The organism is Ruminococcus sp., from assembly GCF_019423705.1.
GTDB lineage: Bacteria > Bacillota > Clostridia > Oscillospirales > Ruminococcaceae > Hominimerdicola.
Map to the genome: position 1 here is coordinate 34,701 of NZ_JAHZAX010000004.1, position 15,303 is coordinate 50,003.

Here is a 15,303-nt window from a genome sequence, read left to right on the forward strand (position 1 = left end):
AAAATGAACACCATAGAACAGTTCAACGAACACGTTATGCAGACTTATGGCAGGCTCGGTCTTGTAATGGAAAGCGGCCACGGTCAGACGGCTGTTGACGAGGACGGAAAAGAGTATATCGACTTCGGTTCCGGTATCGGCACAAACAGCCTTGGCTATTGCGATGACGATTGGGTAAAGGCTATCTGCGATCAGGCGCACAAGATACAGCATACCTCGAATTATTACTACACAAAGGTTCAGGCCGACTTTGCAAAGAGACTTTGCGAAGCAACAGGCTATGACAAGATGTTTTTCGGCAACTCCGGCGCAGAGGCTAACGAATGCGCTATCAAGCTTGCAAGAAAATACAGCTTTGACAAATACGGAAAGGACGCCGAGAGAAATATCATCATCACCCTTGTGAACAGCTTCCACGGCAGAACTTTGGCGACCCTTTCTGCCACAGGACAGGACGTTTTCCATAACTACTTCTTCCCCTTCGTGGGCGGCTTCGTCAACGTTATCGCAAACGACGTCGACGACTTTATGGACAAGCTCAACACCCTTGACAACAAGGTCTGCGCAGTAATGTTCGAGTTCGTTCAGGGCGAGGGCGGCGTTATCCCACTTCAGCAGAGCTTTGTAAACACCATTATGCTTGAGTGCGCAAAGAGGGATATCCTCACTATCGCCGACGAAGTTCAGACAGGCGCAGGCAGAACGGGCAAGCTTTTGACTTCGCAGATTTTCAATGTTAAGCCTAACATCACAACACTTGCAAAGGGTCTTGCAGGCGGTATTCCTATCGGCGTTTGCCTTGCTGACGAAAAGTGCAGCAACGTTCTCGGCAAGGGCACACACGGCTCAACATTCGGCGGAAATCCTATTTCCTGCGCAGGCGGAAACGCAGTTCTTGACAAGGTGACAAAGCCTGAGTTTCTTGAGGAAGTCACAAAGAAGGGCGAGTATTTCAGAAACAAGCTATCAGAGATCGACGAGGTCGAGGGCGTTGACGGCCTTGGACTTATGCTTGGCGTAAGGCTCAAAACAAAGAAAGCCGCAGACGTGCTGACAAAGTGCTTTGAGAACGGACTTCTTATCCTCACAGCAAAGGACAAGCTGAGATTTTTGCCACCGCTGAATATCTCATATGAGCAGATAGATAAGGGACTTGCTATTCTGAAAAAAGTTCTTGACGAGAAATAACAAAGTGTGTAGGTGCGAACAGTGTTCGCCCGTTTGATACGCAATACCAAATAAAAATCAAATTACGGAGGAAATATTATGAAACATTTACTTAAAATGCTCGACCTTTCCAAGGAGGAAATTCTCGACATTCTTAATCTTGCAGACCAGCTCAAGTATGAGAACAAGAACGGCATTGAGCACCACGTTCTCAAGGGCAAGACTTTGGGTATGATATTCCAGAAGTCCTCGACCCGTACAAGAGTTTCATTCGAGACAGGTATGTACCAGCTCGGCGGACAGGCTTTGTTCCTTTCAAACCGTGATCTTCAGATCGGCAGAGGCGAGCCTGTACAGGACACAGCCCGTGTTCTTTCACGTTATCTCGACGGCATTATGATCCGTACTTTCGAGCAGAAGGAAGTTGAGGATCTTGCAAAGTACGGTTCTATCCCGATAATAAACGGTCTGACAGACTTCTGCCACCCTTGTCAGGTGCTTGCTGACCTTATGACTATCAGAGAGTTCAAGGGTCGTTTCGATGGTCTCAAGATGTGCTATATCGGCGACGGAAACAATATGGCAAATTCTCTTATCGTGGGCGGCCTCAAGGTGGGAATGGAAGTTTCCATCGCTTGCCCTAAGGATTATCAGCCTGCCGCTGAGGTGCTTGAATTTGCCAAGGGCTATGGCGACAAGTTTTCTATGACAGACGTTCCGCTGGAAGCTGCTAAGGATGCAGACGTGCTCTTCACAGACGTTTGGACTTCAATGGGCGAGGAAGCTGAGACCGAGAAGAGAAAGATCGCATTCAAGGGATATCAGATCAACGACGATATTATGGCAGTTGCAAAGCCAGACGCAATGGTTCAGCATTGTCTGCCGGCTCACCGTGAGGAAGAGATCACAGAGAAGGTGTTCGAGGCTCACGCAAACGAGATCTTCGAGGAAGCAGAAAACAGACTTCATGCACAGAAAGCCGTTATGGTCAAGGTAATGGGTCCGCAGGAATAATTCGCATATGACAAAAGCCGTCCACGCTGGTGGGCGGCTTTTTTGTGTTGAACACATCAAAAAGGTCTTTGATGTGACGGGATAAAAAGATCCGCAGTCCTCAAAGAACTGCGGTCATAGTTAAATAACATTTTCATTTACGATATGGTAGCTTTGCAGAATTTCTGGGTCAAACTGAATGAGTGAGATCATTCTGCGTGCAGGACCGATAGGCTGGTTCGTACCTGTTTCCCACGCCTCAACAGTTTTTGTCGAAACTCCGATCACCGCGGCAAATACCGCCTGCGTAAATCCCAGCTTTTTTCGGATCGCTTTTATATCTTCAGCAGATATATCAGGCAAAGGCTCTATTCTAAGAGTTGTTTTTTAGCAGAAATTTTACCTTTTTCGTAGTCAACTGCCTCGTTAAGTCCAGTAATTATGCTGTCAAACACATTCATATTAAAGCTGGTCTCCTTCGTATTTATTATTGAAGTTGTAATATACTTTCTCATTTGGAAGCACCGCCTTAATCGGATAAACTGACATCCCAAAAGAATCTGTAAAAATAACATCTTCTCCAATATGTTTTTCAAGAAACTCATCAGAAAAATCAGCTATTAAACCAATGCTGATAGCTCCATTCCTTGTAAAATTCAATCCTTCAATTTGTATACTCTTTTCAATCAAAGAACAATCTGAAGTGTGAAAAAAATTCAACAACATTTTTTGAATATCTCGTTCGATTTGAATCTGATTATCAAGATAATATCTGATTGCTTCTTCTTGTTCATATGAAATTACAGCATCTTTTTGATTTGAGTATATACATAGATACAGGTCAAAAGTTTTATCCCATAATGTAATGATAAAGCTCTTCTTTGTGTACCAATCTGTTTTTTTAATCAAAGTTCCTAATACAGGATGCTCAATTGTAGTTGGTTTATTTTTTTCTTTGTCTTTCCAAAAAAACATAATCTCGCCTTTAAAATTTGTATTGCTTAGCCCATTACGACCTCAACGTTAACTGTTGAACCGTTCTCAGCAACAGGGAGAACATTGCCCTCTACTGCCTTGCCGTCAACTGTTACGCTCTTTACGCCCTTGCAAACGTGGTCAGGGTTCTTAACAGTGATGTTGTATGTTGCACCTCTGTACTGACGTGTTGCTGTCATGCCGTCCCACTCGTGAGGGATAGATGGATCGATCTTCAAGCCGTCAAAGTCAGCCTGTACTCCGAGAATGTACTGTGAGATAGCTACCATGTTCCATGCGGCTGTACCTGTGAGCCAGCTGTTCTTGCCCTCGCCAAATCTGCTTGCGTCCTTACCAGCTATCATCTGACCGTATACATAAGGCTCTGTCTTATGAAGATCAGATATCTCCTCGTTGAATGCAGGAGCTATCTTGCTGTAATACTCGAACGCCTTGTCGCCTCTGCCTGCATATGCTTCTGCGCAGATTATCCAAGCATTGTTGTGTGTGAAGATACCGGCATTCTCCTTATATCCGCCCGGATATGTGGATATCTCACCATACTGGATATAATACTTTGAGTATGCAGGATTGTTAAGAACAAGACCATACTTTGTATTGAGGTACTTGTCGATAGAATCAAGTGTCTTGATGTCAGCGCCCTCGTCCTTGCCTATTTCAGACATAACTGCGAAGCCCTGTGGCTCGATGAATATCTTGCCCTCTTCACATTCCTTTGAACCCATCTTAGCGCCTGTTGAATCGTAAGCTCTGAGGAACCAGTTGCCGTCAAATGCAGAAGCCATAACGTTCTTCTTCATCTTGTCGATCTCAGCCTGCGCAGCGCAAGCCTCATCGTCCTTGCCAAGGTGCTTGAGGATAGCAACATAGTTAGGACCTGTGTATGTAAAGAGCGTTGCTACCATTACTGACTCTGCTACCTTTGAGTAGCCGCCCTCAGCAGCGAACTTTGGATTTGTGTAAGTCTGGAAGCTCTCGCCCGGAGTGTCTGAATAGCAGGAAAGGTTGATACAGTCGTTCCAGTCAGCTCTCATTGCAAGAGGAAGTCCGTGAGGACCAAGGTTGTTTACAACGTGATAGAACGATACCTTGAGGTGATCGAGCATTGGCTGAGCCTTTGACTCATCGTTGTCGTATGGCACCATTTCGTCAAGGATAGACCAGTCGCCTGTTTCCTTGATATAAGCGGAAACTGAAAGTATCATCCACAGCGGATCGTCTGAGAAGTCGCCGCCGATGTCGGAGTTGCCCTTCTTTGTAAGAGGCTGATACTGGTGATAGCAGCCGCCGTCAGGAAGCTGTGTTGAAGCGATGTCGATGATACGCTGTCTTGCACGATCCGGTATCTGATGAACGAAACCGAGGATATCCTGATTTGAATCTCTGAATCCCATACCTCTGCCGATACCGCTCTCGAAATATGAAGCGGAACGTGAAAGGTTGAATGTTACCATACATTGATACTGGTTCCAAATGTTTACCATTCTGTTGACCTTGTCATCTGGTGTGTCAACATTGATAACGTTGAGAAGTCTGTCCCAAGTAGCCTTGAGCTCTTCAAGACCTGCGGCTACCTTTTCAGGAGTGTTATACTGCTCGATCATAGCGAGAGCCTTTTCCTTATTGATAGTAACGCCGTCAGCCTCGAACTTCTTGTCAACAGGCATCTCAACATAGCCAAGGATAAATACCAGCGTCTTTGTCTCGCCCGGAGCAAGTGTGATCTTCTTGTAATGTGAAGCGATAGGAGACCAGCCGTCAGCAAATGAATTGTTTGCCTTGCCTGCTTCAACAGCCTGTGGGTTGTGGAAACCATTGTAAAGACCGATGAATGAATCTCTGTCAGTATCATAGCCGTCGATCTCGTCGTTTACTGTGTAGAAAGCGAAATGATCTCTTCTGTCTCTGTATTCAGTCTTGTGGTAGATAGTCGAACCAACTACCTCAACACGGCCTGTGCTGAAGTTTCTCTGGAAGTTCGTGCAGTCGTCCTGTGCGTCCCAAAGACACCACTCTGCAAATGAGAAGAATGAGAAAGTCTTTTCCTCACTGCTCTCGTTTGTGAGCACGATCTGCTGAACTTCGCCGTTGTAGTTCTGAGGAACAAAGAATGTAGCCTCAGCCTTAAGTCCGTTCTTCTTGCCTGTGATGATAGTGTAGCCCATACCGTGGCGGCATTCGTAAGCGTCAAGCTCAGTCTTAACAGGAGACCAGCCGGGGTTCCAAATAGTCTCGCCGTCCTTAATATAGAAGTATCTGCCGCCCATATCGATAGGCACGTTGTTGTAACGATAACGTGTGATACGGCGCAGTCTTGCGTCCTTATAGAAGGAATAGCCGCCTGCCGTGTTGGAAATGAGCGAGAAGAACTCCTGCGTGCCAAGATAGTTTATCCAAGGGTATGGAGTTCTGGGGTTGGTGATGACATATTCCTTTTTAACGTCATCAAAGAAACCGAATTTCATTAAAAATCCACCTTTCGTAATTTATCTATTGTTAATTAATTTCTTAATTAATGACTGTAAAGCCTCTAACGATATTTAATCATTATATCGTGAAAAATCTCTGCCAGCACTTGAAGGTATGGCCTTTGGTTATCTCTTGGTATCCGCTGACTTCATTTGGCAGGGAAAGGTTCGGCGAATTTATCATCGCCGTCATAGGCTCGGGGCAGAAATAACCCTTGTGACCCTTGTCGTTCCACATATTCCAGAACTTGAATTCTTTCGATACCTCGTTGCATATCATATGGCCGTTTGCCGTGTCCTTTACATATGATCCGTAAAAGTCATTGCCATTCAGCTTGTTCATACCGGCTGTGTACATATCGTTTGAGATATTGTGCAGGGTCGGCATTTTCGTGCCCTCGTTGTACTCCTGATCCTTTGCTTTCAGCGGCAGAAGCTTCTCTGTCGGCAAACACCTCTTGTCAAGTTCACACCTCTCAACAACAGGCACGCACATTCTCATCGTGTCCTCACGGCCGCCGTCGCACATCGGCGCATTAAGGCAGGTGTGTGTGCAGATAGAAACAGGCAGAGCCTTCTCACTGTTGTTTGTGAGATATATCTCCTGCAAAAGCCCGTTTTCAGACAATGTAAACGTATACGATATTTTAAAATCAACAGGGAAAAAGCTGTACATCTCATCGTTCTTATCAAATGTATAAGAAGTGACCAGCACGGCCTTGTTTTCCTGCGTTGAGTAACATTCTATCTCGTGAGCCCTCTTGTGGACCCAGCCGTGGATAAAGTTATCAAGCTTTTTCTCGTTTATCGGCATTTGATAAACGCTGTCAGAAGTTTTTATAACGCCCTTGTCGAATCTGTTCGGTAAAAACAGCGTGGGAAGTCCCCATATCTCAGGCGCTTTGTTGATAGTTTTCAGCGTGCAGTCTTCCTTATACCTAAAGACTTCGATACCGTTCTCTTCATCTCTGAGCCTCAGCACGGCCGAACCCAGCGACGGAGCGATGATACAGGTATATTTCCCCGACTGCAATCTTACGCATTCAGTTTCCTTGAACATAAATTTCAGGTCGATCTTATTCAAGAAACTACGCCCCCATTTCTTTATTTTGGTGGATAAACGCTTACAGCGTAAACGTTTAATATACATTATTATAACATATGGCAGAGATTTTGTCTAGTAGAAAATGCTGATTTTTGCATAGAATTTTACCGCTGTTTTTAAGTAGTTTTTACCAAAGAAAAATATTAAGATATCCGAAAGTTTTCGCTGATAAAAATATCTTTCGTAGGTCAAACGCCCATATACCGCCCTTTTGCGATGATAAATGTGAACGTTTACGAAAATTCGCAGGAAGAAAATTTTTTGCTCTCAAAAATAAAATTATAAAGATATATGAATAAAACCGCAGACCGTGGCGATAATAAAGACAGAAGCCCGCAGGCGGCAAGGCTTGCGGCGTTAAAAAGGAGGAATTAAAAATGCTGGACAGGATAGCTTTGATACTTCTTGTGATCGGCGGCATAAACTGGGGGCTGGTGGGCATATTCCAGTTTGACCTTGTGGCGTTTATATTCGGCGGCTCGGCTGCGATCCTCAGCAGGATAGTATACGTTCTGGTGGCTCTTTCGGCGATCTGGTGCATTTCCCTGTTTTTCAAGGACAACACCCTTTTGCAGGAAGAATAGCTTTCTATGCCGTGGCGGCAGGAAAGGGAGCTTACTTTAAGAAAGCGGTATCATTATCAATTATCACGGGTTTGCACAGTACCAATTTCTCAAAGCCGGCTCTCTTTCCTGCTTCCACGGCGCATTACATATGCTTATCCACATACGGCCGTATAAAAATTTGAACATTTAGAAAATCAAAAACGATAACTTTTTTGACTTTTTAAGGTCCGTTTAAGTTAAGGCGCAGAGTTGCTGTAAGTATTGGCATAAATGGGCTGAAATATTTGTGCAAATCTCCGAATTTTCAGAAAATTAACAGGTTCTTTGCAACTTTTTCTTGACTATCCGGTCGAAAGGGTTTATAATTTAGTTGATGTTAAGAATATTAAACATTATTTTGTTTGATTTAACATCCGTTTTGTTGTCTCCTTTCTTTTGTTCTACACATAGTTTTTTTATTTTATTTTGCAAGCTGAGCACCGTTGCTCAGCTTATTTTTTTGCATTTTTTGCCGCAGGCAAAAATACGCTGTAACCTTAAAGGGAAAATCGTGTATATATAAGTGAAAGCCAAAAGACAGGAGGTTCACGGCTTGAATGACAAACGTTTGATTATTAAGCTAAAGAAAAGATCGGATAAAGCACTTGAAAAGCTTGTGCAGGAGTATTCCGCTTATGTGTACACCATCGTGCGGAATATCCTCGGGGGAGCTTTTACAAATGAGGACGCCGAGGAAGTCACGTCGGACGTGTTTTTCAGCATATGGAAAAGCGCCGAAAGTCTCGACGAGGACAGAAAGCTGTCGCCTTATTTAGCTGCCTGCGCAAGAAATTGTGCCCTCAATAAGCTGCGCTCCGCAAAGCTCGAGATACATTCGGACGAGCTTATGGCAGACCTTGTGTCTGGTCAGAGCGTTGAGAATGAGCTTGAAACAGCGCAGCAGATAGAGCTTGTGTCCGACCGCCTTGAGGAGCTTTCAAAAGTTGATAAAGAGATCTTTGTGAGATTTTATTACTATGGTGAAAAGCTTGCAGATATCAGCGCAAGGCTCGGTATAAGCGAGAACGCATGCAAAACAAGACTATCCCGAACAAGAAAAAAGCTCAGAGATCACCTGACAGAAAGGGGCTATTACAGAGATGAAAAAACAAAATGATTGGGCAAAGGACATTGCACCGATGAAAATAAAAAGCTGCGACCCCCACCGTATTGCGGATTCTGTCAGAGACAGAATTGAAGCAAAGAAAGGCAAGGTCATTACTATGAGAACAAATAAAAGAAGAATAAAGCCGCTTGTTATCGCCGCAGCAGTTGCCGCAACCGCCGCAGTTTCAATGCTGTCGGTAAACGCAGCCACGGACGGCCAGCTTGTTGAAAAGATCAGACTTTTCATTAACGGCGAGGAGCAGGATATCGACAGCTCGAACATCAAGACGGGTGTTGACGAGAACGGCGATCCATACTATGAGTTCCACGTCAACGAAGATACGGACAGCGAAGTTTCAGTCGAGGCCGACGAAGATGTTGCTGACGGCGGAAGCATTAATGTTCAGGGCGAAGTCGATATCGCTGAATAATGTCAGTTCACAAAAAGTTTACAATATAAGCTGCGCAGACCCTTGACAAAGCGTTAAGGGTCTGTTATAATATTAGAGCATTCGTATCTAAAGACAGTTGGCGGCAGGAAACTGCGGAAGTCCAGCCGAGGAAAGGAATAGCAAAGTAATTATGACTTTGTATCTCTTTTGTCTTGTGACGAAAGAGATTTTTCTTTTGTTAGTTTACGGTTTGCGTAAATTAGTTCAAAGAGGTGAAATTGAAATGCCAAGCGAAAAGACATTGCTCGCTAAGAAGGAAAGAGTAGCACAGCTCGTTGAGATGATCAAGAACTCTGCCGCAGGCGTACTCGTTGATTACAAGGGTATTACTGTTGAAGAGGATACAAAGCTCAGAAAAGAGCTGAGAGAAGCTGGCGTTAGCTATTTCGTTGAGAAGAACACTATCCTCAGATTTGCTCTGAAGGAAGCTGGTCTTGACGATATCACAAACGTACTCGAGGGTACAACAGCTATCGCAATTTCCAATGATGACCAGACAGCACCTGCAAGAATTCTTGGTAAGTTTGCTGAAGATTGCAAGGACGAAAAGTTCTTCCTCAAGGCTGGTTACATCGGCGAAGACACTTATGACGAGGCAGGCGTTAAGGCTCTCTCGAAGATCCCTTCAAGAGAAACTCTGCTTGCACAGCTGGTTGGTTCCCTTCAGGGTCCTATCCAGAAGCTTGCTGCAACACTCCAGGCTGTTGTGGACAAGGACAACGAGGCTGCATAATAACGACAACTGCGATTTTTATGCTGCTTGACGAATGGGCATTGACCCGAAAATTTATTTAATAAAAAGGAGATTTTTATAATGGCTTCAGAGAAGATTATGAATTTTGTAGAAGAAATCAAGAAACTTTCCGTTCTCGAGCTTTCCGAGCTTGTTGACGCTATCCAGGAAGAATTCGGTGTAACAGCTGCTATCGCTGCTGCTCCTGCTGCTGGCGCTGCTGGTGCTGCTGTAGAAGAGAAGACAGAGTTCGACGTAGTTCTTACTTCATTTGGTGACGCTAAGATGGCTGTTATCAAGGCTGTTAAGGAAGTTACAGGCCTCGGTCTTAAGGAGTCTAAGGAACTCGTTGAGGGTGCTCCTAAGGCTATCAAGGAAGGCGCTTCTAAGGCTGACGCTGAAGAAATCAAGGCTAAGCTCGAAGCTGCTGGCGCTTCTGTTGAGCTCAAGTAATTTATTTACAATAGTTCACATAAGAGACTCCAATTATTTGGGGTCTCTTTTTTTCTTTTTAATTCGCATAGGGCTGGACTGCGGGAGACGTTCGACTCAGCCCGAGGATTGGACAGACTTTAAACCTGTCAATTGTAGGGGAAAATTGCTGTTCGACAATGCTCACAACAATTTATTGGTCGCCCGCAGTCTGACGCAAAAGCTGCAGACAGAATATTGGTCTTTTTTTATGTGCAAATGAGAAATATAAAAAATTTCTCCACCCCTCTTGACAAACAATATTATATGACGTATAATATATGCAAGGATATAATATTACAGCAAAGTATAATATAAAATGCAAAAAGGAAGGAGCGATGATATGGGTTTTCCGATAAGCGCAGGGCTGCTTGATTCGATGGTGCTTTCCGTGGTCGATAGGGAAGATACCTACGGCTATGAGATAACGCAGTATATACGTCGGGCGGTGGATATTTCTGAGTCTACGCTTTATCCTGTGCTGAGAAGGCTGCAAAAGAATGAGTTGCTTGAAACTTATGATAAGGAGTATATGGGAAGGAACCGTCGGTATTACCACGTCACGCAAAAGGGCGAGGAAGCCTTGACCGAGTATCGCAGAGAATGGAAAGTCCACAAGAAAATGGTGGATAGTATATTATTGAACGAGGGTGGAGAAAATAAATGAACAGACTTGAGTATTTGACTGCGCTGCGCAGATATCTCGAAGAGGGCGGCTTGTCAGCGGAGGATATCAGCGACGCAATGGGGTTCTATGAGGAAATTTTCCTCGACGCAGGCGTGCAGCACGAGGAGGAAACAGCCCGTAATCTCGGCTCGCCAAAGGAGCTTGCGGATAAGATTTTGCAGGATAGCGGCATACATTCACAGGGCGACGCCGTGTTCCAAATGGAGGAAGCCGCCGACCCGAGAAATGCACAAAATCAGCAGAATACGCAGTCCGACCGCAACAGCAATCTTATGAAGCTTGTGATTATTATCGTAACATCACCGCTGTGGATATCCTTTGTGTGCGTGGTTTTCGGTATCGCAATGGGCTTCGTGGCCGCCATCGCCGCCGTGCTTTTTGCAATATTCGCAGCAGGAATAACAGTATTTGCCTGCGGAATTGCCACGCTGTTTTCAGTTTTCCCCGCAGGTCTGACCCTTATAGGCGCAGGAATTATCCTTATGAGCATTGGAACTCTTATCCTTGTGCCGATCATAAAAGGCATATGGCATTCGGCGGTGTCGGTGTTCAATTGGGCTGCGAACGGCATTGGTAAGCTTTTTGGCGTAAGGAGGGCAGCGTAAATGGCAAAGTATGATAACGTTGGCGACGTAAAACGCCGCAGAGTTCCAAAGTCACTTGTCGCTCTTATCGTCGGTATAGTGATATTTGTCATCGGCATTGTGCTTATGAAAGCCACAGGCACGGAGAGCTTCGGCAAAAGATATTCTATCGATGAAACTTTGAGCAGCGCTGATATAAAGGATATAAAGCTTGATATCGGCGCTTCAAGAGTGACGATATCAAAAAGCGCCGATGATGATATTCACGTCAAGGGCGAGTATCTTCCAAACGAGGTAACAGTCAAAAACAATTCGGGCAGGTTCGAGCTTGAAGAAAAGTCCAGCTGGTTCAATACAGGCTATGTGAATATCGACGGCAACGACCCCGTCCTCGATATCCAGCTTCCTGCAAAAGAGTATTCATATGTCGATATCGACGGCGGAGCAGGCACTTTGGATATCTCCGACCTTGAGTGCGACGTGCTTGAAATGGACTTCGGCGTAGGTAAATCAGTTTGCCGCAATATCGTCTGCAAGTCAAAGGCAGACTTAGACCTCGGCGTTGGACAGACAACATTTGAAGATTGCCAGCTCGGTCAGACCGATATAGACTGCGGCGTTGGCGAAATGTCATTCACAGGCAAGATCATCGGCGATTGTGAAGTTGACGGCGGCATAGGAAAAATTACCCTCAACATAACAGGCGACAGAGCCGATTATCAGATAATAGAGGACGGCGAAAAGAAACATTCCGATCTTTTTGCAAAATACAAAATAAAGGTAAACAGCGGTATCGGAGAAATAAAAGTCAATATCGCAGAATAATTTGATAATACAATAAATATTTGAAAAGGAGCGAATAGCTATGAAAACACTTTACAAGATAAGAGACGGCAGAATAATCGCAGGCGTATGCAACGGTCTGAGCGAGTATTTTAACCTTGACGTGAATATCATAAGACTTGCAACAGTCCTGCTGGGCTGCACTGGCGCAGGCACAATGGCGTATATCGTCGCCGCAATTATCCTGCCCGAAAAGCAGTTTAGAGATTAAAAATAAAATCAAATATGTCGTAACGGAAAAGCAGCAAATCAACGGGCGACCGCAAATTGTTATGAACTTAGTCGAATAACAATTTTTCTCCCCTAAATATAAACAGCGTATTTACGCCAATTGTAGGCGCAAATTGGTTTATTTGCATTGATTTAAAAGACCGACTTGCATAACAAAATGCAGTCGGTCTTTTGCTATTTATTTTTCATTAGTGATAACATTATCAGCCTTGCGCCTTGAAAAAAGCTTTGGTATAAGTCCGGCAACAACAGGCACGGCAGCCGCACATATAAGCGCCGTCAAAAATTGCTTTATGGTCGGCACGGCGGTGAGGAAAATTCCCTGCAATGAGGGGATATATACCCCTGCGAAAAGTGCCGCAGCTGAAATGAATACTGAAAACAGCAGGAAGGGATTTGAGAGATACGGCACGCTGAAAAGCGTCTTTTCTTCTGATTTGCACTCGAAAACGTGAATGAGCTGGCTGAGCACAAGAGTTATGAGCGCTCCTGTTCGGGCGACTTCAAGTGACTGGGTCTGGGTCAGCAGGACTGTAAAGCAGGCAAGTGTGCAAATGCCGATAAGAAGCCCTCTTATGACGATGCGCCAAAGAAGTCCGCCGCTGAAAAAGCTGTCCCCCTCTTTTCTCGGGGGCTTTTTCATTACCGAGCTTTCACAAGGTTCAAGCCCCAATGCAATGGCAGGGAGACTGTCCGTCACAAGGTTCACAAGAAGTATCTGCGCAGGCAGCAGCACCATTGGCAGACCCATTATGATTCCCCCCAGCATTGTTATGACCTCGCCGATATTGCAGGATATCAGATACCGCACGAATTTGCGTATGTTCTGATATATCGTCCTGCCCTCTTCGACAGAGTTCACAAGGGTGGCGAAATTGTCGTCAAGAAGTATGACGTCGGCGGCCTGCTTTGTTACTTCCGTTCCCGATATGCCCATTGATACGCCGATATCGGCTTCTTTAACCGCAGGTGCGTCATTAACGCCGTCCCCTGTCATTGCGCATACGTTTCCACGGGCTTTGAAAGCCTTGACGATACGAAGCTTGTGGGCAGGGGTCACTCTTGCGAAAACACGGCAGTTCTCGATAACATTGTCAAGCTGGCTGTCGTCCATTCTGTCAAGCTCATCGCCTGTCAGCGCAACTGCACCCTCTTTCATTATGCCCACTTCCTTTGCGATAGCCACCGCTGTAAGTTTGTGGTCGCCTGTTATCATAACGGTCTTAATGCCTGCACGCTCACATTCCGCAACGGCTTTTTTGGCTTCCGCCCTCGGTGGGTCTTTCATCGCCATTAGCCCGAGGAACACCCATTTGTTGTTAGTCTTCTCAGTTTTCTGCGAAAATGCGATAACACGCAAGCCTTTTGCGGCGTATTCATCGCTCTTTGACGATACCGCAAGACGCTTTGTTCCGCTGAGGGGGATATACCCCTCTGAGGTGAGGATATAGCCGCACTCTTTGATGATAACGTCAAATGCGCCTTTTTTGAACGCAGTTCGCTCACCCTGCTCGTCTGCACATATAACAGTCATCGACCTTGAATCGCTGTCAAAGGGCAGTTCGTCAATGCGCTTGTAGCCAAGCTGGGCGGTGTTGATCCCGCTTTTTGCGCAGGCTATAAGGATAGCCGCTTCGGTGGGGTCGCCGTCGGCGCAAATGTCTGAGGGCTTTTGATCTCGGTTGCGCTTTCGGCAAAGTTTCGGCTCGGCAAGCTTTGCATTATTGCACGCCGCCGCACATAGCATAATGGCGGTAAGGTCGGGGCTGTCCCAAGCTTTCAGCTGTTTGCCTGCAAACGTTACGCCCTCGCTGTCGAGAGCATATTCACGGCTTTGATCTGAACAGGTGTAAATATCCGTGACGGTCATTTTGTTCATTGTCACCGTGCCTGTTTTGTCGGTGCAGATGACTGTTGCGCAGCCAAGGGTCTCAACGGAATGAAGCCTATGGACAAGCGCTTGTCGGCGTAGCATTTTTCGCACCGCCAAGGCAAGGGCGATGGTGACAGTCGCAGGCAGACCTTCGGGGATAGCGGCAATAGCGATGGTGATACCGGTCATTGCCATATTAAGGACAGGTTCGCCCCTCAGCACGCCTGCAAGGAAAACTACGATACAAACGGCGATGCAAATTATCGCCAAGGTCTTGCCAAGCTCACCAAGCTTTTTCTGCAAAGGCGTTTCGGGCTCTGCGATCTCTTCAAGCATTGTGGATACCCTGCCCATTTGACTGCGCTGACCTGTTGCAACGGCGGTCATTTCGCCCACGCCCTTTGTCACAACAGCCCCCATATAGACCATATAATCTTTGTTCAAAGCGGTGAAATCTATCTCCTGCGAACGGGCTTTTTTCTGCACGGGAACGGACTCTCCCGTCAGAGCGGATTCATCGCACAAAAGGGCTTTGGCTGAGTTTATGTAGCCGTCGCAAGGTATCCTGTCGCCAGCTTCAACGGAGAAAACGTCCCCTGCAACGACTTCCGCCGCCGGTATCTTAACAAGCTTTCCGTCACGATAAACACGGGCGGTGGGGGCGGTCATATTCTCAAGCTTCTCAAGGGTCTTTTCGCAGCGATATTCTTGGATAAACCCAAGGGTCGCATTTATCACAACGATGAGCACGATGGGTATAGCGTCGGTGTATTGCCCCAGCGCAACGGATATTACCGTCGCCACAAGAAGTATCATCACCATTATATCGTGAAACTGACCTGCAAATATTTTCAGCGGCGAGGTGCGTTTTTTCTGCGCAAGGCGGTTCTCTCCGTCGGCGGAAAGGCGTTTTTGCGCTTCTGCGGAGGTCAGCCCCTTTTGCGAAGCCGCCGCCTCGGGGAGTTTCTTTTCCAAAAGTTCCAGCAC

At 45.8% G+C, this 15,303-nt stretch carries 16 protein-coding genes and 1 other annotated feature; of the genes, 11 read left to right on the forward strand and 5 right to left on the reverse strand.

All coding sequences use genetic code 11. The features are described from left to right. Positions 1 to 3 precede the first annotated feature (3 nt). Complete coding sequence (locus tag QZ371_RS04275) at positions 4 to 1,188, forward strand: aspartate aminotransferase family protein (protein ID WP_295209918.1); 1,185 nt, start codon at positions 4 to 6, stop codon at positions 1,186 to 1,188. A gap of 78 nt (positions 1,189 to 1,266) precedes the next feature. Continuing rightward, positions 1,267 to 2,181, forward strand: coding sequence for an ornithine carbamoyltransferase (gene argF, locus QZ371_RS04280; protein WP_295209920.1), 915 nt, complete (start codon positions 1,267 to 1,269; stop codon positions 2,179 to 2,181). A 120-nt stretch (positions 2,182 to 2,301) separates the two neighbouring features. Here the strand turns inward: argF and QZ371_RS04285 are convergent, their stop codons facing one another. The 4 genes from QZ371_RS04285 to QZ371_RS04300 form a co-directional block, all read right to left on the reverse strand. Beyond that, positions 2,302 to 2,448, reverse strand: coding sequence for a hypothetical protein (locus QZ371_RS04285; protein WP_288736599.1), 147 nt, complete (start codon positions 2,446 to 2,448; stop codon positions 2,302 to 2,304). Between the two features lie 174 nt (positions 2,449 to 2,622). Further along, entirely contained in the window at positions 2,623 to 3,135 is a 513-nt protein-coding gene (locus QZ371_RS04290; protein ID WP_295209924.1) for a hypothetical protein, read from the reverse strand. Positions 3,136 to 3,161: 26 nt separating this feature from the next. Further along, positions 3,162 to 5,621 carry a glycosyl transferase gene (locus tag QZ371_RS04295; protein ID WP_295209926.1) on the reverse strand — a complete coding sequence of 820 codons (2,460 nt, stop codon included), beginning with the start codon at positions 5,619 to 5,621 and terminating at the stop codon, positions 3,162 to 3,164. Between the two features lie 82 nt (positions 5,622 to 5,703). Continuing rightward, complete coding sequence (locus QZ371_RS04300; protein ID WP_295209928.1) at positions 5,704 to 6,708, reverse strand: aldose 1-epimerase; 1,005 nt, start codon at positions 6,706 to 6,708, stop codon at positions 5,704 to 5,706. Between the two features lie 398 nt (positions 6,709 to 7,106). Between QZ371_RS04300 and QZ371_RS04305 the strand changes: the two genes are divergently transcribed. The 9 genes from QZ371_RS04305 to QZ371_RS04345 all read left to right on the forward strand — a co-directional run bounded on the left by QZ371_RS04305 (position 7,107) and on the right by QZ371_RS04345 (position 12,423). Further along, the gene (locus QZ371_RS04305; protein ID WP_295209930.1) at positions 7,107 to 7,313 is read left to right on the forward strand and encodes a DUF378 domain-containing protein; all 207 of its coding nucleotides are present in this window, start codon (positions 7,107 to 7,109) and stop codon (positions 7,311 to 7,313) included. Positions 7,314 to 7,887: 574 nt separating this feature from the next. Beyond that, the gene (locus QZ371_RS04310; RefSeq protein WP_295209932.1) at positions 7,888 to 8,451 is read left to right on the forward strand and encodes a sigma-70 family RNA polymerase sigma factor; all 564 of its coding nucleotides are present in this window, start codon (positions 7,888 to 7,890) and stop codon (positions 8,449 to 8,451) included. Continuing rightward, positions 8,435 to 8,872: a hypothetical protein gene (locus QZ371_RS04315; RefSeq protein ID WP_295209933.1), complete on the forward strand. Its 438-nt coding sequence runs from the start codon at positions 8,435 to 8,437 to the stop codon at positions 8,870 to 8,872. The genes QZ371_RS04310 and QZ371_RS04315 overlap by 17 nt, the downstream gene beginning before the upstream one ends. 69 nt (positions 8,873 to 8,941) lie before the next feature. Next, positions 8,942 to 9,075, forward strand: a sequence feature (ribosomal protein L10 leader region). Between the two features lie 41 nt (positions 9,076 to 9,116). Next, complete coding sequence (gene rplJ / locus QZ371_RS04320; protein WP_295209935.1) at positions 9,117 to 9,626, forward strand: 50S ribosomal protein L10; 510 nt, start codon at positions 9,117 to 9,119, stop codon at positions 9,624 to 9,626. An 81-nt stretch (positions 9,627 to 9,707) separates the two neighbouring features. Next, positions 9,708 to 10,079 carry a 50S ribosomal protein L7/L12 gene (gene rplL, locus QZ371_RS04325; RefSeq protein ID WP_295209937.1) on the forward strand — a complete coding sequence of 124 codons (372 nt, stop codon included), beginning with the start codon at positions 9,708 to 9,710 and terminating at the stop codon, positions 10,077 to 10,079. Positions 10,080 to 10,440: 361 nt separating this feature from the next. Beyond that, complete coding sequence (locus tag QZ371_RS04330; protein WP_295209939.1) at positions 10,441 to 10,764, forward strand: PadR family transcriptional regulator; 324 nt, start codon at positions 10,441 to 10,443, stop codon at positions 10,762 to 10,764. After that, the gene (locus QZ371_RS04335) at positions 10,761 to 11,390 is read left to right on the forward strand and encodes a DUF1700 domain-containing protein (protein ID WP_295209941.1); all 630 of its coding nucleotides are present in this window, start codon (positions 10,761 to 10,763) and stop codon (positions 11,388 to 11,390) included. The genes QZ371_RS04330 and QZ371_RS04335 overlap by 4 nt, the downstream gene beginning before the upstream one ends. Beyond that, positions 11,391 to 12,194, forward strand: a complete 804-nt coding sequence (locus QZ371_RS04340) for a DUF4097 family beta strand repeat-containing protein (protein WP_295209943.1) — start codon at positions 11,391 to 11,393, stop codon at positions 12,192 to 12,194. A gap of 40 nt (positions 12,195 to 12,234) precedes the next feature. Beyond that, complete coding sequence (locus QZ371_RS04345) at positions 12,235 to 12,423, forward strand: PspC domain-containing protein (protein WP_366558691.1); 189 nt, start codon at positions 12,235 to 12,237, stop codon at positions 12,421 to 12,423. A 198-nt stretch (positions 12,424 to 12,621) separates the two neighbouring features. Here the strand turns inward: QZ371_RS04345 and QZ371_RS04350 are convergent, their stop codons facing one another. Next, the gene (locus QZ371_RS04350) at positions 12,622 to 15,303 is read right to left on the reverse strand and encodes a cation-translocating P-type ATPase (RefSeq protein WP_295209945.1); all 2,682 of its coding nucleotides are present in this window, start codon (positions 15,301 to 15,303) and stop codon (positions 12,622 to 12,624) included.

Bases quoted from the DNA above. Each gene is read 5' to 3' on its own strand.
- QZ371_RS04275 (WP_295209918.1), top strand. From the start codon at position 4: ATGAACACCATAGAACAGTTCAACGAACACGTTATGCAGACTTATGGC.
- argF (WP_295209920.1), top strand. From the start codon at position 1,267: ATGAAACATTTACTTAAAATGCTCGACCTTTCCAAGGAGGAAATTCTC.
- QZ371_RS04290 (WP_295209924.1), bottom strand. From the start codon at position 3,135: ATGTTTTTTTGGAAAGACAAAGAAAAAAATAAACCAACTACAATTGAG.
- QZ371_RS04295 (WP_295209926.1), bottom strand. From the start codon at position 5,621: ATGAAATTCGGTTTCTTTGATGACGTTAAAAAGGAATATGTCATCACC.
- QZ371_RS04305 (WP_295209930.1), top strand. From the start codon at position 7,107: ATGCTGGACAGGATAGCTTTGATACTTCTTGTGATCGGCGGCATAAAC.
- QZ371_RS04315 (WP_295209933.1), top strand. From the start codon at position 8,435: ATGAAAAAACAAAATGATTGGGCAAAGGACATTGCACCGATGAAAATA.
- rplJ (WP_295209935.1), top strand. From the start codon at position 9,117: ATGCCAAGCGAAAAGACATTGCTCGCTAAGAAGGAAAGAGTAGCACAG.
- rplL (WP_295209937.1), top strand. From the start codon at position 9,708: ATGGCTTCAGAGAAGATTATGAATTTTGTAGAAGAAATCAAGAAACTT.
- QZ371_RS04330 (WP_295209939.1), top strand. From the start codon at position 10,441: ATGGGTTTTCCGATAAGCGCAGGGCTGCTTGATTCGATGGTGCTTTCC.
- QZ371_RS04335 (WP_295209941.1), top strand. From the start codon at position 10,761: ATGAACAGACTTGAGTATTTGACTGCGCTGCGCAGATATCTCGAAGAG.
- QZ371_RS04340 (WP_295209943.1), top strand. From the start codon at position 11,391: ATGGCAAAGTATGATAACGTTGGCGACGTAAAACGCCGCAGAGTTCCA.
- QZ371_RS04345 (WP_366558691.1), top strand. From the start codon at position 12,235: ATGAAAACACTTTACAAGATAAGAGACGGCAGAATAATCGCAGGCGTA.